The organism is Chromohalobacter canadensis, assembly GCF_034479555.1.
Classification (GTDB): domain Bacteria; phylum Pseudomonadota; class Gammaproteobacteria; order Pseudomonadales; family Halomonadaceae; genus Chromohalobacter; species Chromohalobacter canadensis.
Window position 1 is genome coordinate 659,229 of record NZ_CP140151.1, and the last position, 21,844, is coordinate 681,072.

25 protein-coding genes are annotated in these 21,844 nt (G+C 60.1%); 10 read left to right on the top strand and 15 right to left on the bottom strand.

Going from position 1 to position 21,844, the window contains the following annotated elements; all coding sequences use genetic code 11:
- Positions 1-11: 11 nt before the first annotated feature.
- Positions 12-344, bottom strand: coding sequence for a YkvA family protein (locus SR908_RS03175; protein ID WP_097023948.1), 333 nt, complete (start codon positions 342-344; stop codon positions 12-14).
- Between the two features lie 138 nt (positions 345-482).
- On the opposite strand from SR908_RS03175, the gene SR908_RS03180 reads away from it, so the two are divergent.
- Positions 483-2,468, top strand: a complete 1,986-nt coding sequence (locus SR908_RS03180) for a transglycosylase SLT domain-containing protein (RefSeq protein WP_246920424.1) — start codon at positions 483-485, stop codon at positions 2,466-2,468.
- Between the two features lie 56 nt (positions 2,469-2,524).
- Here the strand turns inward: SR908_RS03180 and SR908_RS03185 are convergent, their stop codons facing one another.
- The 3 genes from SR908_RS03185 to SR908_RS03195 form a co-directional block, all read right to left on the bottom strand.
- A complete protein-coding gene (locus SR908_RS03185; RefSeq protein WP_246920423.1) occupies positions 2,525-3,166 on the bottom strand; it encodes a LysE family translocator in 642 nt (213 codons plus the stop codon).
- Between the two features lie 70 nt (positions 3,167-3,236).
- Complete coding sequence (locus tag SR908_RS03190) at positions 3,237-3,812, bottom strand: exopolysaccharide biosynthesis protein (protein ID WP_246920422.1); 576 nt, start codon at positions 3,810-3,812, stop codon at positions 3,237-3,239.
- 63 nt (positions 3,813-3,875) lie between these two features.
- Entirely contained in the window at positions 3,876-4,298 is a 423-nt protein-coding gene (locus SR908_RS03195) for an NINE protein (protein ID WP_097023944.1), read from the bottom strand.
- 464 nt (positions 4,299-4,762) lie between these two features.
- Between SR908_RS03195 and SR908_RS03200 the strand changes: the two genes are divergently transcribed.
- A complete protein-coding gene (locus tag SR908_RS03200) occupies positions 4,763-4,969 on the top strand; it encodes a cold-shock protein (protein WP_097023943.1) in 207 nt (68 codons plus the stop codon).
- Between the two features lie 159 nt (positions 4,970-5,128).
- Here SR908_RS03200 and SR908_RS03205 read toward each other — a convergent pair whose 3' ends face one another.
- From SR908_RS03205 to SR908_RS03230, 6 genes are all read right to left on the bottom strand, one after another.
- Positions 5,129-5,458, bottom strand: a complete 330-nt coding sequence (locus tag SR908_RS03205) for a hypothetical protein (protein ID WP_097023942.1) — start codon at positions 5,456-5,458, stop codon at positions 5,129-5,131.
- Positions 5,459-5,552: 94 nt separating this feature from the next.
- The gene (locus tag SR908_RS03210; protein ID WP_246920421.1) at positions 5,553-5,990 is read right to left on the bottom strand and encodes a hypothetical protein; all 438 of its coding nucleotides are present in this window, start codon (positions 5,988-5,990) and stop codon (positions 5,553-5,555) included.
- Positions 5,991-6,087: 97 nt separating this feature from the next.
- Entirely contained in the window at positions 6,088-6,534 is a 447-nt protein-coding gene (locus tag SR908_RS03215; RefSeq protein WP_246920420.1) for a nucleoside deaminase, read from the bottom strand.
- A gap of 132 nt (positions 6,535-6,666) precedes the next feature.
- A complete protein-coding gene (yegS, locus tag SR908_RS03220; RefSeq protein WP_246920417.1) occupies positions 6,667-7,614 on the bottom strand; it encodes a lipid kinase YegS in 948 nt (315 codons plus the stop codon).
- A gap of 72 nt (positions 7,615-7,686) precedes the next feature.
- A complete protein-coding gene (locus tag SR908_RS03225; protein WP_246920414.1) occupies positions 7,687-7,977 on the bottom strand; it encodes a YciI family protein in 291 nt (96 codons plus the stop codon).
- Positions 7,978-8,036: 59 nt separating this feature from the next.
- Positions 8,037-9,206 carry a multidrug effflux MFS transporter gene (locus SR908_RS03230; RefSeq protein WP_097023937.1) on the bottom strand — a complete coding sequence of 390 codons (1,170 nt, stop codon included), beginning with the start codon at positions 9,204-9,206 and terminating at the stop codon, positions 8,037-8,039.
- Positions 9,207-9,437: 231 nt separating this feature from the next.
- Between SR908_RS03230 and SR908_RS03235 the strand changes: the two genes are divergently transcribed.
- Both SR908_RS03235 and SR908_RS03240 read left to right on the top strand, forming a co-directional pair.
- On the top strand, positions 9,438-10,112 hold the full coding sequence (locus SR908_RS03235) for a hypothetical protein (RefSeq protein WP_097023936.1): 675 nt from the start codon (positions 9,438-9,440) through the stop codon (positions 10,110-10,112).
- A 14-nt stretch (positions 10,113-10,126) separates the two neighbouring features.
- Positions 10,127-10,693, top strand: coding sequence for a FlgO family outer membrane protein (locus SR908_RS03240; protein ID WP_097023935.1), 567 nt, complete (start codon positions 10,127-10,129; stop codon positions 10,691-10,693).
- 94 nt (positions 10,694-10,787) lie between these two features.
- Here the strand turns inward: SR908_RS03240 and SR908_RS03245 are convergent, their stop codons facing one another.
- Positions 10,788-11,483: an MgtC/SapB family protein gene (locus tag SR908_RS03245; RefSeq protein ID WP_246920411.1), complete on the bottom strand. Its 696-nt coding sequence runs from the start codon at positions 11,481-11,483 to the stop codon at positions 10,788-10,790.
- A 108-nt stretch (positions 11,484-11,591) separates the two neighbouring features.
- On the opposite strand from SR908_RS03245, the gene SR908_RS03250 reads away from it, so the two are divergent.
- Both SR908_RS03250 and SR908_RS03255 read left to right on the top strand, forming a co-directional pair.
- The gene (locus SR908_RS03250) at positions 11,592-12,428 is read left to right on the top strand and encodes a formate/nitrite transporter family protein (protein ID WP_097023933.1); all 837 of its coding nucleotides are present in this window, start codon (positions 11,592-11,594) and stop codon (positions 12,426-12,428) included.
- Between the two features lie 255 nt (positions 12,429-12,683).
- Positions 12,684-13,664: a Bug family tripartite tricarboxylate transporter substrate binding protein gene (locus tag SR908_RS03255; RefSeq protein WP_246920408.1), complete on the top strand. Its 981-nt coding sequence runs from the start codon at positions 12,684-12,686 to the stop codon at positions 13,662-13,664.
- A 67-nt stretch (positions 13,665-13,731) separates the two neighbouring features.
- Here the strand turns inward: SR908_RS03255 and SR908_RS03260 are convergent, their stop codons facing one another.
- Positions 13,732-15,423, bottom strand: coding sequence for a 2-isopropylmalate synthase (locus tag SR908_RS03260; protein WP_246920405.1), 1,692 nt, complete (start codon positions 15,421-15,423; stop codon positions 13,732-13,734).
- A 159-nt stretch (positions 15,424-15,582) separates the two neighbouring features.
- On the opposite strand from SR908_RS03260, the gene SR908_RS03265 reads away from it, so the two are divergent.
- The 3 genes from SR908_RS03265 (at position 15,583) to SR908_RS03275 (ending at position 17,626) form a co-directional block, all read left to right on the top strand.
- Positions 15,583-16,092: an Lrp/AsnC family transcriptional regulator gene (locus SR908_RS03265; RefSeq protein WP_052444987.1), complete on the top strand. Its 510-nt coding sequence runs from the start codon at positions 15,583-15,585 to the stop codon at positions 16,090-16,092.
- 95 nt (positions 16,093-16,187) lie between these two features.
- A complete protein-coding gene (locus tag SR908_RS03270; protein WP_246920401.1) occupies positions 16,188-16,958 on the top strand; it encodes an HpcH/HpaI aldolase family protein in 771 nt (256 codons plus the stop codon).
- Positions 16,959-17,014: 56 nt separating this feature from the next.
- On the top strand, positions 17,015-17,626 hold the full coding sequence (locus SR908_RS03275) for a hypothetical protein (RefSeq protein ID WP_246920398.1): 612 nt from the start codon (positions 17,015-17,017) through the stop codon (positions 17,624-17,626).
- Positions 17,627-17,678: 52 nt separating this feature from the next.
- On the opposite strand, the gene SR908_RS03280 is transcribed toward SR908_RS03275, so the two are convergent.
- A complete protein-coding gene (locus tag SR908_RS03280) occupies positions 17,679-17,882 on the bottom strand; it encodes a putative motility protein (RefSeq protein ID WP_097023928.1) in 204 nt (67 codons plus the stop codon).
- Positions 17,883-18,144: 262 nt separating this feature from the next.
- Between SR908_RS03280 and SR908_RS03285 the strand changes: the two genes are divergently transcribed.
- On the top strand, positions 18,145-18,438 hold the full coding sequence (locus SR908_RS03285) for a hypothetical protein (protein ID WP_246920396.1): 294 nt from the start codon (positions 18,145-18,147) through the stop codon (positions 18,436-18,438).
- 84 nt (positions 18,439-18,522) lie between these two features.
- On the opposite strand, the gene pepN is transcribed toward SR908_RS03285, so the two are convergent.
- Together pepN and SR908_RS03295 are read right to left on the bottom strand one after the other, a co-directional pair.
- Positions 18,523-21,162 (bottom strand): aminopeptidase N, encoded by a 2,640-nt coding sequence (gene pepN / locus SR908_RS03290; protein WP_246920394.1) that lies wholly within the window; start codon positions 21,160-21,162, stop codon positions 18,523-18,525.
- A gap of 144 nt (positions 21,163-21,306) precedes the next feature.
- The gene (locus SR908_RS03295; protein ID WP_246920393.1) at positions 21,307-21,741 is read right to left on the bottom strand and encodes a YbaN family protein; all 435 of its coding nucleotides are present in this window, start codon (positions 21,739-21,741) and stop codon (positions 21,307-21,309) included.
- Positions 21,742-21,844: the final 103 nt, after the last annotated feature.

Consider the following 21,844-nt stretch of genomic DNA (forward strand, 5'->3'; position numbering starts at 1 on the left):
GGGCTTCAACCTCAGGGTGCGGTGTCGGGCGGGTCGATGCCTTTCCAGCGGCGGTAAGGCGCAAGCGAATGGTCGACGCGGGTCAGCAACCAGCCGACGATGAAGACGTCATCGATCACGCCGATGAGCATCAGGAAATCGGGAATGATATCGAATGGCATGATCAAGTAGGCCACCGCCGCCGTCATCCAGCCGCAGGCCGCCCACGGCACAGGGCGATAGCGACCGGCAGTCACATCGCCCAGCATGGGCACGAACACACGTAGCGCGCGGGCGATGCGCATCAATGCCCCGCCGCGCTGCTTGAGCCGCGACCACAGCGCCAGTCCTCGCATAAACTTCATGGCATGCCTCCTTGGCATTGCGTTCCTGCAGGCGTCATTATGCAGGGTGTCGCCGTTCGACAACACTACCCAAGGCGTGTCCCCTGAGCGAGGATGATCACATCATCATAACGCCAGGCAAGCAAGGAGACATGGAAGATGCTCGCACCGCGGCTTCGCCAACGCTGGCTGACGCTATTATCGGTGGCCTCGCTAGGACTTGCGTTACAGGCCACCAACGTCCAGGCACAATCCGACACTCAGACGCTCGACGCCGCGGATCGCGCCATGCAAGACGCGCTCGCAGCAGCCCGCGATCATCGCTGGTCACGAATCGATGACGCTGCCATCGACGATCATGTGCTGGCCGGTTACGTGGAATACCACCGCCTCAAGGCGCATCTGTCGAGCGCGCCGGTAGTGGAAATACAAAACTATATTACGCGGCATGCCGACTCGCCCCTTTCGAGCTGGATGCGCGGCCAAGCACAGACCACATTTGGGCGCGACGGTCGCTTCGGTGACCTGTTGGCCATTAGCGATGGCGAGCCCCCGGGCACCATCCGGCAATGTTATTACTACACCGCCCTGCTCGATCGCCAACCTCAAGAAGCCGCGCAAGGCGGACGTGAACTATGGCAGGTCGGACATTCGCAACCCGATGCCTGCGACCGGCTTTTCGACACCTTGCGCGAACGCGGCGATATCGACGAGGGCGATATCTGGACACGGCTGACGCTGGCCTGGCAAGGCGGCGAAAGTCGTCTCGTCGACTACCTGGAAGACCAGCTCGACGATGACTGGGACGCCGGTATCGATGCACTCGAGCGCCTGCGCGGCAACTATGCAGCCATTACCGAGATCCCCACCGATATCGGCCCCCAAGGGCAAGGCAGCGGCGCGCTCTTTACCGCCGCCATGCACAATTTCACGCGCGCCGACACGGAAGCCGCGCTCGAGGCTTGGCGCAAAATCGGACCCCACCTCTCGTTGAGCGACACGCAGCGCAACACCGTCGAACACGATCTGGCGTTCTATTCGATGGTACGCGACGTCGACAACAATCTTGGCTGGACCGACGACGCCTTGCCCCGTCTCGCCGATGGCGATCTGTTCGAATTGCGAGTACGCAATGCCTTGGCCGACCGAGATTGGGGCGAGGTCATTGACTGGATCGATGCGATGCCGGACGCCACCCGCCAGAAGGCACATTGGCAATACTGGCTGGGCCGCGCACTCAATCAGCGCGGCGACTCCGAGTCCGCGCAAGCCGCTTGGCAACTTGCCGCCCAGGAGCGCGGGTTCTTTGCCTTCGCGGCTGCCGACAAGATCGGCCAGCCCTATGCCTTGAACATGGATATGCCCGAGGTGTCGCCACTGCAGAGCGAAATGGCGGCCATGCGACCCAGCGTCCAGCGCAGCGAGGCCTTGCGTCGTATCGGCGAGCCCGGTCTTGCGCGCAGCGAGTGGTTCCACGCCATCGGCCAGGCCAGTGCATCCGATGCCGCCGCACTCAACGCCTACGCACGCGAGCGGGGCTGGTACGACTTAGCCGTGCACGGAGCGATCATGGCCGAGCAATGGGATGCCCTGGCCTGGCGCTTTCCCCCCGCGTATCAAACGGACTTCACTCAATGGGGGCAACGCAACGGCGTCGATCCCTATCTGCTGATGGCGATTTCCCGGCGGGAGAGTTCATTCAATCGCCAAGCGGTCTCGCCGGTCGGCGCACGCGGACTCATGCAACTGATGCCCGGCACCGCCAAACACGTCAGTCGCCAGCTGGATATCGACGCACCAAGCCTCGGCGAGCTCTTCGAGCCTACCACCAATATCCAGTTGGGCAGCACCTACATTCGCGACATGATGGAACGCTATCGAGGCAACCGTCTCGCCGCCGCAGCGGCCTACAACGCTGGCCCCGGGCGTGTCGACCGTTGGCTTCGCGAGGCTTCCGGTAATTTCGACCTTTTCGTGGAAAGCATTCCGTATCGCGAAACCCGTGCCTACGTGCAAGCCGTGCTGACGTACCGGGTCATCTTCGAGAGCCTCGCCAAACAGGGCGATTCGCAAGGCGTCGCACTGCTGACCCAGGCCGAACGGGAAGGTATCTACGACACTACGCTGCTGGCGCGCAATCCATAAACGCTAGCGCCGACGCCCCTCAAGGGCGTCGGCATCACCAAGACGTTCGGACTTCCTCAGGGACGTTGAGCCAGTGCCAGCTTGACGCCGAAGAGTACCAGCACCGTGCCGGTAGCCCCTTCCATCATGCGCGACACCCAGCGCTTGGCCAACCATCTGGTGGCACTTCCCACCATCAACACCACGCCCATCTGCCAAATATTGGCGATCACGAAATGCACGCTTGCGAGCCACAAGGACTTGGCAAGCGCAGGGTCACCTGGCGCAATGAACTGCGGCAGAAACGCCATATAAAAAACGACCGTCTTGGGATTGAGCACATTGGAGAGGAAGCCCTCGCGCAGCGGTATCCAGGCCGGTACCCGTTGGCGTTCAACGCCGACGTCGGCTACTGGCAGGCCACTCCCGCGACGAGCGCTGGCCAGACTTCTTAGACCGAGCCAGATCAGGTACCCCGCACCAAGCAGCTTGAGCGCGTTGAAGGCCCATGCCGATTGCAGCAGGATCAGCGAGATCCCAAGCGCCGAGACGGTGGCATGCACGAACAGACCGGAGCAGATCGCCAAACTGGTCAACATGCCATCGCGTACGCCCCCGCGCGAGGTGTTACGAATGACCAGCAGCGTGTCCACGCCTGGCGTTAGCGTCAGCAGTGTAATCGCTACTAGAAACGGCCAAAACTGAGCATCGAAGAACATAGGTGTTTCCTGATAACCAAAACGCGAGCCACCCAGGCGACAAGGAGGCCGCACGGCATGAAATGAGCGTTTACAAGAGCCAGAAGGCGCTCACGGCAAGCCCTACCGTCATCAACACGCCGATCAATAGCAACAGACCATCCTCGGCCGTCATGCCCAGACCGATCACCGTAATCGCCAGCGCCGGCATCGCCGCCGCGAAGGGGAGCAACTCCAAGGGGATCATGGCCAGTGCCAATGCGATGACCAGTACGGCGATGAGGCGGCGCGCGGCCGGCTGCAACAATATCTCCAAGCGTTGTGCCAGCAGCTTGTCGATACGTTGCGTCCAGGGCCGGACGCGTTTGACGGTGCGATGCAGCTTGTCATGGCTGATACCCCGCTCACGCAGCTTCTTCGGCAACCAGGGAGATTGCCGCCCGAAAAGCTGTTGCACCGCCATCAAAATGATGAACACGGCACATAACGTGGGCACACCGGGAACGCCGCCAGTGGGCAAGAATGCCAGCAATGCAGGCAGCGTAATCAGAGGGCCGAAGCCCCGCGAGCGAAACGTCTCGACGATATCTTGCAGACGGATAGTCTTGCCATCATTGGCATCGTCGAGCGTTTCCAGCAACTGGGTCAAACTGATGCGCGACTCCATGCGCGATTTCTCCTTGGGAACGGTCGTTGATGAGGCCATTGAATAATGGAAGGCCAAATACTATCAGCCAAACAGGCCACGCCTGGCATGCTTCATCGAGATCTGGTCATTGAGCGTCCAGAAATCGTAGAGGACACCCAACAAGAACAACCCGCCGGTGACGAGATACAACAACCCGGTCAGCCACTTCCCCATGTACATGCGATGCAGGCCGAAGACGCCCAAAAAGGTCAGCAATATCCAGGCAAGGGTGTAGCTGGTGGGCCCCGCCTGAAAACGCAGGTCTGCCTGACGATCCATCAGCGGGATCAGGAAAAAGTCGATCAACCAGCCGATGCCCAGCAAACCTAGCGTGAAAAACCAAATCGTGCCGGTGATGGGCTTGCCGTAGTAAAAGCGGTGCGCGCCGGTAAAGCCAAACACCCACAACAGATAGCCCACGACCTTGCTATGCGTATCGTTCGCAGCGACGGCGGTATGGGTCACGTGACAACTCCTCCAAAATGAAACTCGCTCGATCCGCACCCATCTCCACAGTGCGATATCCCATGACAAACGCCCACATCACGCGAAGGTTGCTGCCGCACCGTGACGCTTTTGCCTGGCAAGGCGACTGCGCTCGCTAGACAGACGTCAGGCAGCAATATGATTGCCCTCGGTCAAGGCGCCACGCTTTACTCACGGCGCACACATTGGCGTTCTGGACGACCCCGAATTTTCGATCTATGTTGCATATGCGGTGCATGGTACCCGGAAAAGCCCCTCGGCAAGAAGCTTGACGCTTGTCCCAGGGTCATGCATTCTCCGCTGCGTAGGTTTGCAAGTCGAATGTCGTCAGCTGTTAATCGAATTCTCGATCGCCCTTGCGCATTCCCTCCTTGTCTTACCCACGTACAATGGTCGCCAATGGGTCGGCCCGCATCATTACTTCGCAAGTTAAGGAATTCGAAATGGCAACTGGCACTGTCAAGTGGTTTAACGACACTAAAGGCTACGGCTTCATCTCTCCGGAAGATGGTGGTGACGACCTGTTCGCACACTTCTCCGAGATTCAGGCTGAAGGCTTCAAAAGCCTGCAGGATGGCCAAAAAGTGAGCTTTGAAGTCACACAGGGCAAGAAAGGCCTGCAGGCGTCCAACATCAAGGTGGTCGGGTAATTCCGATGCCTCAGCGGTCGTGAGACCGACACCGGACTCCGAACGCATGAGCCCACCTGACGGTGGGCTCTTTTATTTCCAGATCATTTATTCCTACACCTACGTAACGAATACGCTACACGCATTGTCCGCCTCCATCTCATGAGCCATGTATTGATGTCATGGCGTGTCGTCATCTCCTTCGGACGGCTGTGTGTCGTGCTCGTCATAGGTGCGTTCGCTGAACGACTCGCGATGCGCCTCGATATCGGCCTCTTCCGACGAATCGGTCTGGGAAGACTGTGACTCCTGGTTACTACTCTCTTCCGTTTTCCCTTGCTCCGTGCCGGGCTGATTGGCCGATTCCTGGTTTTCCTCCTGAGATTCGGCCGGAGGCTCTCCACCGGTGCCACCGCCACGTGAGTCATCTTCCGCAGCCAGCGTCACCAATGGCCAGGCCACTCCTAGCGCCAACGTAGCACAAGCAATGCCTCGCGAGATTCGATGCATGACGTACGCTCCTTATACTAACTTTCCTTATACCAAAGGACACATGGCGCGACGTGCACGCCATGTGTCTATCCTCTGGCAGAATCAGCCGATATTACGACTTGTTGTCGTTTTCGTCGGTAGCCTCGTCCATTTCATCTGCCGCTTCGTCGGCTTCCTCTTGCGTTTCGTCGGCGGCATTATCCATTGCATCGCCAGTTTCATCGGCGGCTTCGCTCATTTCATCGCCAGCTTCGTCGGCGGCGTCTGCCGTTGCGTCTTGCGCTTCGTCGACCTCTTCGCCGGCTTCGTTCATGGCGTCGGAGGATTCATCAGCGACGTCGTCACCCATTTCTTCCATGTCGTCGCTGGCTTCATCGCTCATCTCGGACATTTCATCGCCGGGCTCGTCAGCGGCTTGCTGGGTTTCTTCGGCCGCCTGTTCGCTACTGTCTGAAGCTTCCTGAGCGGGGTCGTCACCGCTATCGCAAGCCGTTAGGCCAAGTGACATCACCAATGCCAACGCACTCATCGTCCATTGCTTATACGTCATCATTTCTCTCCTTGAGTCGCTCATTTCTGCCGGGGGCCGGCACTTTCCTAAAAGTCCATGAGGCCATCCAGGTCCCATGGTACAGCGTTAGCAAGCCCTACATGCCGGGCTCGCCAATATCTTCATACCAAATCTCGGGCCGCTCGGCGATGAACCGTTCCATCAGCGCCTTGCACTGAGGGTCATCGTATACCGTGAGCGTGACACCACGTTGACGTAATAATGCTTCCTCCCCTTGAAAGGTCGAGTTTTCGCCAATCACGAGCTTGGGGATGCCATAGAGCAAAATGGCGCCACTACACATGGCGCAAGGTGACAGTGTGGTATAAAGCACCGCTTCACGATACACATGCGCCGCCAAACGGCCGGCGTTTTCCAGGGCATCCATTTCACCGTGCAAGATGGCACTGCCACGTTGCTGGCGTTGGTTGTGCCCACGCCCGATGATAACGCCCTTATGCACAAGCACCGAGCCGATGGGAACCCCACCCGCGTCATACCCTTTGCGCGCTTCGTCGATGGCTGCCTGCATGAAGGGGTCCATGGCGATCCTTTTGTCATTCACCTTGATGTACCACGTTACACTCGTTGACGTTGGGTACTCACGCCATCATTTCAAGCGTAAGCGCCTTGAAGGCTCCTGGGCAAACGATCACGCAAGCCAACCTGTCGTGCTTCAGCCCTCATCGCTTTGGTGTGAGTACAGTGCGGAAGACGAAGGTGCCGCCAAGGAAAGCGCCCCGGGTAGCAACTCGGCGCGAAAACGCTCGTGAAAACACGGCTCGCCATCGAGGTTCAGCGGCAGGGCATCTTCACCTTCGAATTCGACCCAGGGCACCTGCAAGTACTCGACGAACTCGCCGCTTTGGGGGAGGTTTTCCAACTCATCGATAAGCTGCTTCATCTCCCTGAGCGAGGTGAAGTGACGCACGATGAGCAGTTCCAGTAGGCCATCATCGACCTTGGCCAGGGGGGCCAACTGCTGACCGCCTCCCGCTTGAGAGCCATTGCCCAGGGCGAGCAGGAACAAGGGGATGTTGCGCTCTCCACCGGGGAGCCGCAAACGGCCCCGGTAAGGTTGGTAATTCCAGGCCTTGAGCATGCCCATCAACGAATAGGCGCCACCGCCCAAAAGTCGTTTGAGGGGGGCTGGCGTCGAATTGGTGATCTGGGCGCCGAAACCGCCAGAGGCAAGGTTGATGAAGTAATCACCTCCCAGGCTACCCACGTCCACATCGTGGGGACGCGCTTCCAACGCCACGCGCAGTGCCTCAAAAGGGTCCAATGGCAGTTCCAGACCACGCGCAAAGTCGTTGGCACTGCCTAGCGGGAGGATGCCCAGGGTCGACCGCATGCCCTGGGTCAGTTGCATCAAGCCGCCCACGACCTCGTTGACCGTTCCGTCACCGCCGCCGGCGATGATACGTTTAATCCCCGCTTCGCTGGCTTCCCGTGCCAAGCGCACGCCGTCACCGGCTTCCCAGGTCACCCGCACCGCCAGGGGGTGGCCCTCTTCACGAATGCGTTCCACCGCCTCACGGATATCCGGAAGTTGGGCGGACTTACCATTGAGAATCAGCCATGCGTCCCCATCGGTTGCGGTAGGCTGGAGTGTTTCACTCATCGCTTTATCATCCTCGTTCCTTGAGACACACAGGCCTCTCGTCTTGCCATATGCACTTTGCACCAACGGGTCTCATATTCCCTTGAGCACCTCGAAACCATTGCCTACCGTCGTCGGCAGAAATTCCTCGACATGATATTGCGCCACGCTGGCGACGATAAATGGGTCTTCATTAAGCCAGGCCGTCAAACGCTCCCGCGAAGCCGCTTTGGCCAGAATGATGCCACCACTCGGTGGCGATTTACGTCCCGACGCGATAAATACGCCACGCTCGAAGCCTTCCCGCACCCATGCCATATGAGCCATTCGGTACGGCTCGACCGTGTCCGGATCGACCACGTACTCCAGCGATACGATGAACATGGCTGCTCCTTGATGTCTGCCGACTGGCGCGTCGCTTTGCCTTGTGTATCTTTACAAACTCATGCCGTCGGCGCCACTCGCCAGGAAAGCCACAGCAATGGTGAAACCAACACAACGCCGATCAATGCCAGGGCCCACTGCGGCGACAGCGGCATCGCCAGCAATAGCGTAGCCAACAACGCACCACCGCCCAACTGCAAGGCACCCAGCAAAGCAGCCGCCGTCCCGGCGCGCTCACGAAACGGTTCCAGCGCTAGGCTCGAGGTTGCACCCAGCGCCAATGAAAAGCCTACGGAGAGCACGCCTATCGGCCCCATGAAGCCGACTGCCGACAACGGCAACACGGTGACAATCAACGCCTGCAAGACGCCCGAGACAATGATCACCCCCAGCCCTAAACGCACAGTCCCGACACGCCCGAGGCGGTGAATGATGCGGGGTGCGAAGAAAAACGCCATGATGTTGACCACTGCGTTGGCGCCGAACCAGCCACTGAATGCCAGCTCCGAAAGCCCAAGCCGTTCCACCAATATGACCGGCGCGGTCGACACATATACCAGGATCGCCGACATGATCACCCCGGCCAGCCCCGCGAAGTAGACAAAGCGAACACTGGTCAGCACCGGTCGGTAGCGGGCCCAATGATAAAGTCGGCGTTCGAGAACCGTGTCCTGGGGCCGCGTCTCCGCGAAGCGCCATAAAGCGGCCACGCCCAGCACCGCCGCGAAGACGAACATGAACGCAAAATTGCTGCGCCAGCCGAAGGTCACCGCCAGGCTCCCGCCGATGACGGGTGCCAGTGCAGGGATGATGCACAGCGCCCCGTTGAGATAACTGTAGAGTTTCGCGCCTTGCTCAGCCGTGAAGCAGTCGCGCACCGCGGCGAAGGCCACCGTCATGCTCGCGCAAGCCCCCAAGCCTTGCAGCACACGCGATACGTAAAGCGGCCCGAGACTGGTCGCTAGCATGCCCAGCAGCGCCCCCGCCATATAAACCACGGTGCCGCAAAGCAGCACCGGACGACGACCGAAGCGATCGGTCAGCGGGCCGACTAGCACCTGTCCCAGGCCGACGCTCAGCAAGAGTAATGTCACGGTGAACTGGAGTCGGCTGAACGGGACGTCGAACTCGCGCGCCATGACCGTCAGAGACGGCAGGTAGATATCGATCGCCAATGGCGACAACATCACACAGCCCACCAGCAGGGGAAGCAAACGGGCACCCGACATGAAACCTCCGAGGCGACAAAAAGAACGCCACCTTACCCCGAACACGCCAAGATGCAACTGGACGGGTGACGCGTGCATTTTCCTGTTTAGGTGTCGCTCGAAAAGCCGACGCGCGCAGATACTTTCAGCACCAGGCCTAAAGCTCATATTCACCCCGCCGATATTCCCTTTCAGGGCAGTGATCCAAGCAATGCCCCATGTCCGCCGATCATCCATCGCACAGGAAACGCCATGCCATTCCGCACCTGGGGGGTCGTGCTAAGCGCCGTCCTATTGGGCGGCTGCTTCGGGGTCAATACCTCGCAGGCTCCCATCGCCACGACGTACCCGACCAGTGAGCAGCAACGCATGCAGGCCGCTCAGCATTGGGAAGTGCTTGCCGAACACGAGGCAGGCGAGATCCTTGCCAAGCGCGACTTGTGGGGCAAGCCGCTCTATGTCGAGGAGCCTGAACAGGAGACCGCCTTCAGCCGCGGATTCCGTTCACTGCTGACCAGCGAGCTGGTCGAGCAAGGTGCCATCGTTCGCACCCAACCGGACGATGGCGCCGCCCATGTCAGCTTCGATGTCCAAGTGATCAATCATGAGGGTCGCGGCTTCGTACGGCCTCCCCAGGGTGCCCTGACCGCATTGGCCGCTGGCATCGCCGTGGCGACCATTCCGTTCAATCACTGGACCGAGCCTGCTTTGGGGCTGATTCCCGCGGCCGCCCTGGCCGATACCTTCAGTGGTAGCTGGACCACCACCGGCCAGCTGGAGACCATCATCACGACTCAGGTCAGCCAATACGACACGCTGCGCTATTCGTCCTCGAACATGTATTACATCAACGCGGGCGATAGCAATCATTACGGTGCGTCCGACACCGGCGATTCCGCCGGCCTGCCGCTATCATCCGACTGGTGAGGAGACCGCTCGACATGTCATCTGCCCAACGCCACACCGGGCGCGTCACACTGCGCCTGCTGACATTGGCCATCCTGTTGCTGGTTCTCTCTGGTTGCAGCCTTCTTCAGAACAATCAGGCGACGGCCCCCGAGCCCAGCATGCTGATGCGCGTCGATGAAGCCGCCGACAAATTGCTCTCTACCAGCAGCGAGAGGCTCGGCGACCGAGCACCGATCATCGCCACCACGTTCGTCGACGTCGACCAACTGGATCAGTCATCGACGCTCGGGCGCACCCTGTCAGAGACCTTCACCTCGCGCCTCGTGCAGGGTGGCCTGAATGTCATCGAAGTGAAGATGCGCGACAGCCTGTACATCGAGCAGAATACCGGGGAACTGATTCTGTCACGCAACGTTCAGCGCTTGAGCGATAACCACGATGCCCAGGCCGTGTTGCTGGGCACCTATGCGCAAGGCGAGAACACGCTGTTCGTCAACGCCCGTCTGGTACGCATCGCAGACCGCCAGGTCTTAGGTGCCTCGAGCTTCGAAGTGCCAATGGACAACGACATCAGGGCCTTGCTGCCTTCTGACTGGTGAACGTCTTTCCTGGCAAACGTGGCGCCCCCTCGTGATGGGCGCCATCGTTGGCTTCGCCCGCCAGCCCCCCGACATAGATGCTGGCGGGCCTGCATCATTCACCGGTCGGCGACAGCTGAAATTCCAACAGCGTCTCGTGGCTGCGCAGGTCAGTGGCCAATAACGGCAGGTAGTGACGATCGTGCGTCCGCAGCATCATACGGTATTCGAATTGGCGCCCCTCGTCGCGCGTGCGATAGCTGAGGCTCTCGATATGGAAGCGGTGCGCTTTCATGAGCGCATAAATCTCCGACTCGTCGGGTATCCACTGGCTATCGAAGCGTAGAACGCAGCGCGCGAAGGTACGGCTCGGCATCCGTGCCTCGACGAAACGAAACAACGACAACGTCAGCAAGGTCACCAGCGTCGCCACCACGCCCGGCCACCAGAAGCCGACGCCGAAGAGTATGCCCAACGCCGAGGTAATCCAGATCGAGGCCGCCGTGGTCAGGCCATGTACCGTCAGTCCCTCCTTGAAGATCACGCCGGCTCCCAGGAAACCGATGCCAGTCATGATGCCCTGAGCCATGCGTGTGGGATCGGTCCTGATCGTTTCTTCTGGCACATCGCTGCCTAGCCACTGCCACTGGTAGACCGTCACCATCATCAACAATGCCGACGCAATGCACACCAACGCATGTGTCCGAAACCCTGCGGGGCGCCCATGAAAGGTACGTTCAAGCCCGATCAGACTACCCGCCAACCAAGCCGCGCCCAAGTGCATCACTATCGTCCACAAACTCACCGACATGCGCCTCTTCCTTCTCCTGCGTTATCGTCTATCGTGTCAGCATAGCGTCTGCCACTGTACCCTACAGAATCCACGACAATTCCCACCTTTCGATAGAAGGATCGCTGCGTGAGCCACCCGTCCAACCTCACGCCACCCAGTCGGGTGGAAGATGACGAACACGACCTGCATCTCAACGGCGGTCCCAGGCCATCAAGTGCGGCGGCCGTCCATGAGTCGATCCGGGAAGAAGGCGAAAAGGAGCTCAAACGCGCCGCTTCGGCGTTATTCTGGTCGGCACTCGCCGCCGGTCTGTCGATGAGTTTCTCAATGCTCGCCAAGGGGCTACTGCATGCGCGCCTGCCGGACAGCGATATCGGCTATCTCGTCGAGTCGTTCGGTTACACCATCGGCTTTCTGGTGGTCATCCTCGCACGTCAGCAACTCTTCACCGAAAACACCGTGACCGCAGTGCTACCGGTCATGAGCACACCGCGCATCATGCAGTTTCTCAAGCTATTGAAGCTATGGGGCGTGGTACTCATCGGCAACCTCGTGGGGGTGGCGATCTCCGCGTATGCGATCCTCTACATGCCCGTTTTCGACGCCGAGACACATCAGGCCTTTCTCAGCCTGGGGCATCACATCATGGAGAATACTGGCGGCCAGATGTTCGCCAAAGGCATCATTGCCGGCTGGATGATCGCCACGATGGTCTGGCTGCTCCCCGCCGCTGGCGGCGCCAAGATCTGGGTGATTCTGATCGTCACTTATCTCGTCGCACTAGGCGGTTTCACGCACATCATCGTGGGGTCTACCGAAGTGATGTACTTGATGTTCGCCGGCCAGGCCAGCCTGAGTGAGTATCTCTTCCACTTCGCTCTGCCTACGCTGGCTGGCAACGTGATCGGCGGCACCTTCATCTTCGCCCTCATTAGCCATGCGCAGGTTCGCAGCGACACCTGAACGGGTCTCTACAAAATAGCTTGGCTCGGTACGCCCCTTCCGCCATCGGCGTGCCGAGCTTGTCCATTCGTCTATGCCGCTTTATACGCTCTCACGGACGAGACTCCGAATAGAGCCCAACACGCTCTATTGATAACCAATTGTTATCGCCATGCTGGGTTTCGGAATTAGCGAAGCGCCCAAGTGCCTGTTAAAGCTTAAGTGGCTTATACCACCCACCCGGTTTGACCGGATCGATGACGAGGGACAATAACAATGGGACGCGCCACACCACGCACACCATATTGGCTTGCCGCAGCACTGGTCATGGGGATTGCCTCCCCCGCGCTCGCCGATTACCCCGAAAAACCCATCACGCTGATCGTACCCTGGGCCGCCGGCGGCGGGACCGATGCCACGGCACGCATCATCGCCAAGGCCTTGGAGGAAGAGCTCGGCGAGACCATCAATGTGGTCAACCGCACGGGCGGCAGCGGCGTTGTGGGGCACACCGCCATCGCGCGTGCCAACCCCGATGGCTATACCCTCGGGCTAGGCACGGTCGAGATCAACATGATGCATTGGCAAGGCCTGACTGACCTTACCTACGAAGACTTCACTCCCATCGGACAGATCAACTTCGATGCCGCCAGCATCAGCGTCGCCGAGGATGCCGACTACCAGGACCTGGGCGAACTGATGGATGCGATCCGCGATCAGCCCGACGGTCACTTCAATGCCTCCGGCACTGGGCTCGGGGGTATCTGGCATGTCGCGCTGGGCGGGCTATTGATGGATCTCGACATGCCCGCAGACAAGGTCAACTGGATCCCCAGTCAAGGCGCCGCACCGGCCATGACGGAACTCGCTTCCGGCGGCGTCGACATGGCCGCTACCTCGCTACCCGAGGCGCGTTCGATGATCGATTCCGACCGCGTACGCAGTCTTGGCGTGATGGCCGAGGAGCCGCTGGAAAGCTTCCCCGATGTACCGACCATCGCCTCGCAGGTGGATAGCGACTTCACCACCGGCGCCTGGCGTGGGGTGATCGCTCCCAAGGGCATGGACAATGCCATCGTCGAGACGCTGGAAGACGCTCTGCACGAAGCCTACCAGAGCGAAACGTATCAATCGTTCATGGAAAAACAGGGCTATGGCGTGCAGTGGAGGGACGCACAGGCCTTTGGCGACTACATGGAGAAAAGCGACGCCGAATTCGGTGAGATCATGAAAGCCATCGGCCTCGCCAAACAGTAAGCGTCACGCGACGCGCCACGACCGCTCTCCGTATTCATACGGTCGTGGCGCATCACTGACTGCCGCTCTATGCTGAGGACTGCGCCTCGGCCGCCAACTCCGACATCGTGCCCTGGTGCCCCGCGCGATTGAGCGCACTCAACACGGCCTTGAGCGACGCACTGACGGTGTCGCCGTCCTCGGCCATGCCACTGATGCGCTGCCCCCCTACATTGAGTTGCACGAAGGCGATCGCCACGGCGTCACTACCCTCGCCCAGCGCGTGCTCGCTGTAATCGACGACACTCACCGATTGCCCTGTATGGGTTTGCCAAGCGGTCATGAAAGACGAAATGACACCGTTGCCCTGGCCACTCAAACGCACGGCCCGACCGGCATCGTTGAGCGACACCGTCAAGCTTTCATCGGCGTCGCGATCCAGCCGGTAGCCAGTCAACGAGAGCGGCTCATGTCGGGAAAAGGTTTCGGTCAGCACTTCGCGAATTCGCTGGCTGGACAACTCGCCACTCACCGTCTCGCTCACCGCCTGCACCGCCGGGGCCAGCTCCAACGCCATCCAGCGCGGCAGACTGATCCCGTAGTCGCGCTCGAGCAGGAACGTCATGCCGCCCTTGCCGGACTGACTGTTGACGCGAATGACTGCCTGGTAATCGCGCCCGATATCGCGTGGATCGATCGGCAGGTACGCCACCTGCCACGGCTCGTCCGCTTGCTGCTTTCTCAACGACTTGCGGATAGCGTCCTGATGGCTGCCGGAAAACGCGGTGTAGACCATTTCCCCCACCCAGGGATGACGTGGATGCATGGGGATGCCCGTGCATTCCTGCACCACTTCGATGATCTCGTCGGGACGCGACAGATCGAGCTCGGGGTCGATGCCCTGGCTGTACAGATTCATCGCCAACGTGACGATATCCATGTTACCGGTCCGCTCGCCATTACCCAGCAACGTGCCTTCGACACGCTCGGCGCCAGCCAGCAAGGCGAGTTCGGCGGACGCCACCGCGCCACCGCGATCGTTATGCGTATGCACCGAGATGATCACGCTGTCACGGCGGCTGATATGTTGGCAGAAATACTCGATTTGATCCGCGTGGTGATGCGGCCCGGCCACCTCGACCGTGGTCGGCAGGTTGAGAATGCACTTTTTCTCCGGCGTCGGCTGCCAGACGTCCATCACCGCTTCGCAGATCGCCAGCGAGAACTCGATCTCGGTGCTGGAGAAACTCTCGGGGGTATATTCGAAGCGCCACTCCACCTCAGGATAACGCTCGGCGTGTGCCTTGACCCAGCCCGCCCCCTGAACGGCGATATCGACGATACCCTGGCGATCCATCTCGAACACACGTTCACGCTGCACGGTCGAGGTGGAATTATAGAGATGCACGATGGCGCGCTTGGTCCCGACCAGCGACTCGAAGGTACGCTCGATCAAATGCTCGCGGCATTGCACCAGCACGGCGATGGTCACGTCGTCGGGTATCTGGTCTTCCTCGATCAGCCAGCGCACGAAGTCGTAATCCGGCTGGCTGGCCGACGGAAAGCCGATCATGACTTCCTTGATGCCCACCTTGATGATCTGGTGCCACAGACGCTGCTTCTGTTCGACGCTCATCGGCTCGAGTAGCGCCTGGTTACCATCGCGCAGATCCTCGCTGACCCAGGTCGGTGCCGCCACCAGGTCACGATCCGGCCACTGGCGATCGAAGGCTGGCACACGCGGCGCCGGGCGGTACTTGCGATGGTCGAAGCAACTCATGACAACAGTCCTGTGAAAATGGATGAACGAGCCAATTCAATTGCTCGTGGCAATGATCACAGTCTACGCCGCTCTGCCCCGCAGGCGATTGCAAAATCATCCTCGACGAGATTATTTTTTAGCATATAATTCCAATATAACCCTTTTTAGAGAACGTTAATGCCAAAAGAGAGCACGCCTGTCGTTGGAGTGACGCTTGACCGTTACGACCGCCAAATACTCGATATCCTCCAACGCCATGGACGTATCAATAATCAGGAACTGGCCGAGCGCATCGGCCTGTCGCCTTCACCCTGCCTGCGACGCGTGCGTGCCCTGGAAGACAGCGGACTGATCACCGGCTATCGTGCCCTGGTAGATGCCAAACGGCTGGGCCATAGCCTCACGGCGCTCTTGCATATCTCCATGGACCGGCATACCCCGGAGCGCTTCGCCAACTTCGAGGCCAAGGTCGCGGCACTGCCGCAGGTACAGGAATGCCTGCTGATCACCGGCCAGGAGGCCGATTACCAACTCAAGGTCGTGGTCCACGATATGGATGACTACCAGAACCTGTTGCTCAATCAGATCACGCGTATCGAAGGCGTCACCGGCGCGCACTCCAGTTTCGTCTTGCGCCGAGTCCTCGAGCACCGTCCGGTCCCCTCGTATTCAGACGCACCATACTGAAACTGCGCATTAGACGCTGGTGCAATGGTTGACTCGCCGAAAGGCTGTTACATTTTTTGTATGCAATAGTCATCTAACGAAAAAGGACATGCGCCATGCAAGTGCCCCACAACCCCTTCAAGGCATCACTGACAGGCGATACCCGTTATGGATGCTGGGCCGGTTTCGCCACTGGCTACGCTGGGGAGATTCTGGCCACCACAGGCTTCGATTGGCTATTGATCGACGGCGAACATGCGCCCAACACGGTACCTACGATACTTGGCCAATTGCAGGCGGTTGCCGCCTATCCCTGCGCCCCGGTCGTGCGTGCCGTCAGCCATGACCCCGCCCTGATCAAGCAACTGCTCGACATCGGCACCCAGACGCTGATGATCCCCATGGTCGACACCGCCGAGCAGGCAGCCCAATTGGTCGCCGCCACACGTTACCCGCCGCAGGGATTTCGTGGCGTCGGCGGTGGTCTGACACGTGCCACGCGCTGGGGCGAGGTGGAAGACTACATGACAACGGCCCATGAAGAGTTGTGCCTGATCGTGCAGGTGGAGTCCCGCAGCGGGGTCGACAACGCCGACGCTATCGCCGCCACCCCCGGCGTCGACGCCGTGTTCGTCGGCCCCTTCGATCTATCCACCGACATCGGGCATATCGGCAATCCCAATCATCCCGAGGTCCAGGCGATGATTCGACACACCCTGGATGCAACCCGCGCTGCCGGAAAGGCCGCCGGCATCTTGGCTCCCGTCGAGGAGGACGCCAAACGCTATGCCGACTGGGGATTCGATTTCATCGCTGTGGGCATCGACATCAGCCTGTTGCGACAGGCCGCCAAGGAGACCGTGGCACGCTACAAGGGTGATAAGTAGGCTGATACGGTGTGAACGCTCGCTATCACGCTCGCTACCACACAAGGAATCCAAGCATGAAACGGATATTCATCGCGACTGCCATTATGGCCGTATTTGGAGGCGCCATATCGCTTGCGGCTTGCACACCCGAGCCCCGCGAAACGCCGCCTACCCCGGCCAACGAAGAAACCACGGACTTCACGCTGGCGCCCTACTCCGTCAGGCTGCGCGCCTACGCCTCGCTTGAGCGCATCACCGCGCCACAATCGGGCTACTTCGATACCGGCAGCTGGCAGATCGCGGATGATGCACCGGGCGAGCGTCTGATCACGCTGGCACTACCGGGCTCCAACGACATCACGGCCGCGCACTGGCGTCTGGGCACGAGCCAAGACGCCAAAGCGGTCTCCAACTGCCTGAAACTGCCACCCAACGGTCACTCACAGCCCACGGTGCACATCGATGACCATGACTTCCAGGCCTTCACGCTCAACGACGCCGGCATGAGCCACTTTCAGCAGGCTACGGGCTACCGAGCCGTGATCGACGATACCTGCTATGCCATCGACCTAATCGTCAACGGCACCCGCGGCGAGGTCTACGATCCCCCGCGCGAGCCACCGTTTTCTTCCGATCACGCCATGCAGCGTCTGCGTGAGATCAACGACGGGCTCTCACTGCAATGAAAAATGCCGCGACGCTAGGCGCCACGGCATTCTTGACCAGCCTATCCTAGGCTCAGGCGTAGGTATTGACTTGCGTACCCACGGTGCCGGTCGTCGCCAGAGACTGCTGGGGGGAAACCGACTCCATCAATTGCGACACGTGTGACGCCTGATTGTTGAGCGACTCCTTGAGCAGGCCCATCTGAGACTGTTGATCGGCGTTATGCTGTTGCAACGCCATCGCAGTTCCCACGGCTGCGTTCACGGATGAGTCCATGAAGCTTCTCCCTTCAAGTGAATGAAATGCGCTTTACGCCCTCTAGTTATCGGCTAGGGCGCAACAAACTTGCATCGCCCACGACCAACAGCCAACACATGGCACTTTCAGCATGCAAGAAGAGAAGCATAAAGGCCACCCCGTCGTAAGTCGCCCCTGCCATCCTGGCGCCTTGCCGCTTAGAATGACGGGCCCACAGCCATGCGCTCGACAGCACAAGGACGAGACGCTCACCTAAGCACGCTCACAAAAAGGATGTGACATGCAGATCGACAGATTCTTTCACTGGCTCGGCGAGTTCCTCGGCGACGCCTTGCGCGTGGTCGTCGACGCGCTCTCCACCCTGTTCGCGGGACTCTGGGTCGCGATCGACCGTTTCTTCGACGGCCTCGCCCGCTCGCTGGGCGTCAATCCCTCGCTCATCAACCTGGTGGTGCTGATCATCGGCGTGTGGATGCTCTACAAAGGGATTCGTGCGCTTGTCCGGCGCGCCTTCGTCGCCGGTATCGTATGGCTGTTCCTCGGCTTGCTGGTGCTCGGCTGGCTCATTCGTTGAAGCGTTTTGCTGCAACGGCCCCACATGAAAACGCCGCTGCCCAGGCAGCGGCGTTTTAGCGTCACGTTCCTGCAAAGTCGGTTATCAGGCCTCGGCCAGCGCCCGTTCAACCATTTCGAAGACGTTGGGCGAGAGTTCCTCGGCACGAATGCGCTCGAGCTCGGCCTTCATCAGCGCCTGACGCTGCTCGTCGAAACGCTGCCAACGCGTCAACGGCGTGATGATGCGCGCGGCGATCTCAGGATTGAGGCTGTTGAGCTCGATCACCACATCCGCCAGTAGGCGATAGCCCTCGCCGTCGAGTCGGTGGAAGTTGATACGGTTCTGCGCCGCGAACGCGCCGATCAACGCACGCACCTTGTTGGGGTTCTTGAGCGAGAACAGCGGATGCGCCATCAAGTATTTGACGCGTTCCAGCACATCCTCCTGCGGGCGCGTGACCTGGATGGTGAACCACTGATTCATTACCAGCGGATCATGCGCCCATTTCTCGCCGAACGCCTTGAGCGCCGGCTCGGCGATGTCACTGCGTGAGCTGTGCACCAGCATCGTCAAGGCCGCACGCACGTCGGTCATGTTGTGCTCGGCATCGACCTGCGCCTCGGCCAGTGCCACGCCCTCGTCGTCCTCGATGCTCATCAAGTATTCGAGCGCCACATTCTTCACCCGACGCCGTGCGATCTGATCCGGCTCCGGTGCGTAGGGCTCATCGCTGCGGTGGGCTTCATGGATGGCCAGGAATTCGTCGCGCAGGGCCGTGGCAAGCGACTGCTTGACGAAGACGCGCGCGGCGTGGATGGCATCTACGTCGACCATCGGCTGCTGCTCGGCGATGTAGGCCTCCGAGGGTAACGTCAGCATCTCGGCGAGCACCGCCTTGTCATCGGTCTCGGTGGTCAAAAGGCGCCGATACGCGTCGATGACGCGGCTATCCATGACCTTTTCAACCCCGTTGCGATGCGCCGCGATGAGGTCGTCGAGGGCCAGCATCGTCAGCCGCTGCCCTGCGTCCCAGCGGTTGAAATCGTCCGCGTCATGGGTGAGCAGGAACGACAGCTCCTCGCGCGAATACGGATAGCGCAGGTAGACCGGCGCCGAGAAACCGCGCAGCAGCGACGGCGTCGGCGCCTCGTCGATGCCGGTGAAGACATACGTCTGTTCAGTGTCGCGCAGATGCAGCACCGTCTCATGGCCCAGCGACTCACCGTCCAGCGTCAATGCCATGTCGTTCCCGGACTTGGTGCCCACCAGCCCCATGCGTACCGGAATGTGCAGCGGTTGCTTCTCCGCCTGACCGGGGGTGGGCGGCGTGCGCTGGGAGAGCCGCAGGTGATACTCGCACTTGGCGTAGTCGTACTCGCCATGGGCGTCGATCTCCGGCGTGCCCGCCTGGGAGTACCAGCGCATGAACTGGCTCAAGTCGAGCCCCGAGACTTCCGCCATGCAGTCGACGAAATCCTCAATGGTCACGGCCTGGCCGTCGAAACGTGCGAAGTACAGATCCGAGCCCTGGCGGAACGTCTCCCAACCGAGGAGATGACGCAGCATGCGCACGATCTCGGAACCCTTCTCGTAAATCGTCAGGGTATAGAAGTTGGAGATCTCGATGTAATGATCGGGACGCACGGGATGTGCCGTAGGGCCAGCGTCTTCGGCGAACTGCGCGGTGCGGAAGAACGAAACGTCCTCGATGCGTTTGACCGGCGCCGAATTGACGTCGGCGGAAAAGCTCTGATCGCGGAAGACGGTAAAGCCTTCCTTCAGCGAGAGCTGGAACCAGTCGCGGCAGGTCACGCGGTTGCCCGACCAGTTATGGAAGTACTCATGGGCAACGATACCCTCCACGCTCTGGAAGGCCGCGTCGGTCGCTGTCTGCGGATGCGTCAGCACCGCCGCCGAGTTGAAGATATTGAGCCCCTTGTTCTCCATGGCGCCCATATTGAAGTCGTTGACAGCGACGATCATGAAGCGGTCGAGGTCGTATTCACGACCGTAGGTCTCTTCATCCCAGCGCATGGCGCGCTTGAGCGAGGCCATGGCGTGGTCGGTCTTATCGAGGTTTTCCGGCTCGACCCAAATCTGCAGCGTGACATCGCGTCCGCTCATGGTCGTGAAGCGGTCCTCGACCTTCTCGAGATTGCCCGCCACCAGGGCGAACAGATAACTCGGTTTGGGATGAGGATCTTCCCAGGTCACGAAATGCCGGCCACCTGGCAGCTCGCCGCTTTCAACCGGATTGCCGTTGGAGAGGAGCACCGGCGCCTCGGTCTTGTCACCCACCACCGTGGTGGAGAAGGTCGCCATGACATCCGGGCGGTCGGGATAAAAGGTGATGCGGCGAAAGCCTTGTGGCTCGCACTGAGTGCAAAACATGCCGCTGGAAACATAGAGCCCCTCGAGGGCGGTATTGGCAGCGGGGTCGATCGACACCTCGGTATCCAGCAAAAAGCGCTCCGGCACGCTGGCGATGGTCAGGCCTTCGTCATCAACCTCATACTCGTCGGCTTCCAGCTCCTGACCATCCACGGCAATGCGCACCAACGACAGTTTGTCACCGGCGAAACGTAGCGGAAGCCCCGCCTCGCGCTCAGGATGGCGCTCGACATGCAGGCGCGCCGTTACAGTGGTCGCCGAAGGGGCCAGGTCGAATTTCAGCTCGGTATGCGTCACCCGATAGGCGGGCGGCAGGTAATCCTTGAGATGGGTCGCTTGCGGTTCGGACATCGATCGACGCTCCTTGAGATCGGGGCATGCACTGGCCCCCAAGACATCGCCTCGCGCGCAAAACGCGAGGCACATGCCGAGCATTGTACGGCGTCCGGTGGAGTCGGCTCAAAAGTGCGGTCAATGCCGCGCTTCATCGAGCTCTCAGCGAGATTCCTGGCGTTGGCTAGAGGAAGGCTCCTCGAAAGAAGACAAGACCGGGCAACGTCCCAGCGACGGTGTCGGGCGGGTCAGAATCCACACCGCGATCCCCATCAAGCCAATGATCAACGCCACACGTAGCACGAGAGGATCGACCGTAAAGGCGATCACCCCCATCGAGACAAGCAGCATGACGCACGCCATCCATTTAGCGTGACGGGGAATGGCGCGTTCGCGCTCCCAGGCGAGAATGGAGGGGCCAAAGCGTGGATGACGACGAATCCAGTTGGCGAAACGCGGTGAGCTTTTCGAGGCCGCCCAGACCGCCACCAGCATGAAACACGTCGTGGGCATGATCGGCAGGAACAAACCGATCACGCCCAGAGAGAAGCTGACGCCAGCCAAGCAGATGAACAATAGCTTGCGTATATCGTACATGCGCCGCGCCACCTTGCCGTGATAGAGGGAAACGCCGGACTTCACGCGAGATCGCTGGCAGGCATGGCGAAGCCCGACGCCACCTCTTGCATTGAAGCCCGAA

What these genes read in the sequence shown, in the direction of transcription:
- SR908_RS03285 (WP_246920396.1), top strand. Translation starts at nt 18,145, where the DNA reads ATGCAGATCGACAGATTCTTTCACTGGCTCGGCGAGTTCCTCGGCGAC.
- SR908_RS03280 (WP_097023928.1), bottom strand. Translation starts at nt 17,882, where the DNA reads ATGGACTCATCCGTGAACGCAGCCGTGGGAACTGCGATGGCGTTGCAA.
- SR908_RS03205 (WP_097023942.1), bottom strand. Translation starts at nt 5,458, where the DNA reads ATGCATCGAATCTCGCGAGGCATTGCTTGTGCTACGTTGGCGCTAGGA.
- SR908_RS03270 (WP_246920401.1), top strand. Translation starts at nt 16,188, where the DNA reads ATGCAAGTGCCCCACAACCCCTTCAAGGCATCACTGACAGGCGATACC.
- SR908_RS03295 (WP_246920393.1), bottom strand. Translation starts at nt 21,741, where the DNA reads ATGTACGATATACGCAAGCTATTGTTCATCTGCTTGGCTGGCGTCAGC.
- SR908_RS03275 (WP_246920398.1), top strand. Translation starts at nt 17,015, where the DNA reads ATGAAACGGATATTCATCGCGACTGCCATTATGGCCGTATTTGGAGGC.
- SR908_RS03185 (WP_246920423.1), bottom strand. Translation starts at nt 3,166, where the DNA reads ATGTTCTTCGATGCTCAGTTTTGGCCGTTTCTAGTAGCGATTACACTG.
- SR908_RS03180 (WP_246920424.1), top strand. Translation starts at nt 483, where the DNA reads ATGCTCGCACCGCGGCTTCGCCAACGCTGGCTGACGCTATTATCGGTG.
- SR908_RS03235 (WP_097023936.1), top strand. Translation starts at nt 9,438, where the DNA reads ATGCCATTCCGCACCTGGGGGGTCGTGCTAAGCGCCGTCCTATTGGGC.
- SR908_RS03260 (WP_246920405.1), bottom strand. Translation starts at nt 15,423, where the DNA reads ATGAGTTGCTTCGACCATCGCAAGTACCGCCCGGCGCCGCGTGTGCCA.
- SR908_RS03215 (WP_246920420.1), bottom strand. Translation starts at nt 6,534, where the DNA reads ATGGACCCCTTCATGCAGGCAGCCATCGACGAAGCGCGCAAAGGGTAT.
- SR908_RS03240 (WP_097023935.1), top strand. Translation starts at nt 10,127, where the DNA reads ATGTCATCTGCCCAACGCCACACCGGGCGCGTCACACTGCGCCTGCTG.
- SR908_RS03225 (WP_246920414.1), bottom strand. Translation starts at nt 7,977, where the DNA reads ATGTTCATCGTATCGCTGGAGTACGTGGTCGATCCGGACACGGTCGAG.
- pepN (WP_246920394.1), bottom strand. Translation starts at nt 21,162, where the DNA reads ATGTCCGAACCGCAAGCGACCCATCTCAAGGATTACCTGCCGCCCGCC.
- SR908_RS03210 (WP_246920421.1), bottom strand. Translation starts at nt 5,990, where the DNA reads ATGACGTATAAGCAATGGACGATGAGTGCGTTGGCATTGGTGATGTCA.
- SR908_RS03265 (WP_052444987.1), top strand. Translation starts at nt 15,583, where the DNA reads ATGCCAAAAGAGAGCACGCCTGTCGTTGGAGTGACGCTTGACCGTTAC.
- SR908_RS03200 (WP_097023943.1), top strand. Translation starts at nt 4,763, where the DNA reads ATGGCAACTGGCACTGTCAAGTGGTTTAACGACACTAAAGGCTACGGC.
- SR908_RS03245 (WP_246920411.1), bottom strand. Translation starts at nt 11,483, where the DNA reads ATGTCGGTGAGTTTGTGGACGATAGTGATGCACTTGGGCGCGGCTTGG.
- SR908_RS03255 (WP_246920408.1), top strand. Translation starts at nt 12,684, where the DNA reads ATGGGACGCGCCACACCACGCACACCATATTGGCTTGCCGCAGCACTG.
- SR908_RS03175 (WP_097023948.1), bottom strand. Translation starts at nt 344, where the DNA reads ATGAAGTTTATGCGAGGACTGGCGCTGTGGTCGCGGCTCAAGCAGCGC.
- SR908_RS03230 (WP_097023937.1), bottom strand. Translation starts at nt 9,206, where the DNA reads ATGTCGGGTGCCCGTTTGCTTCCCCTGCTGGTGGGCTGTGTGATGTTG.
- SR908_RS03190 (WP_246920422.1), bottom strand. Translation starts at nt 3,812, where the DNA reads ATGGAGTCGCGCATCAGTTTGACCCAGTTGCTGGAAACGCTCGACGAT.
- yegS (WP_246920417.1), bottom strand. Translation starts at nt 7,614, where the DNA reads ATGAGTGAAACACTCCAGCCTACCGCAACCGATGGGGACGCATGGCTG.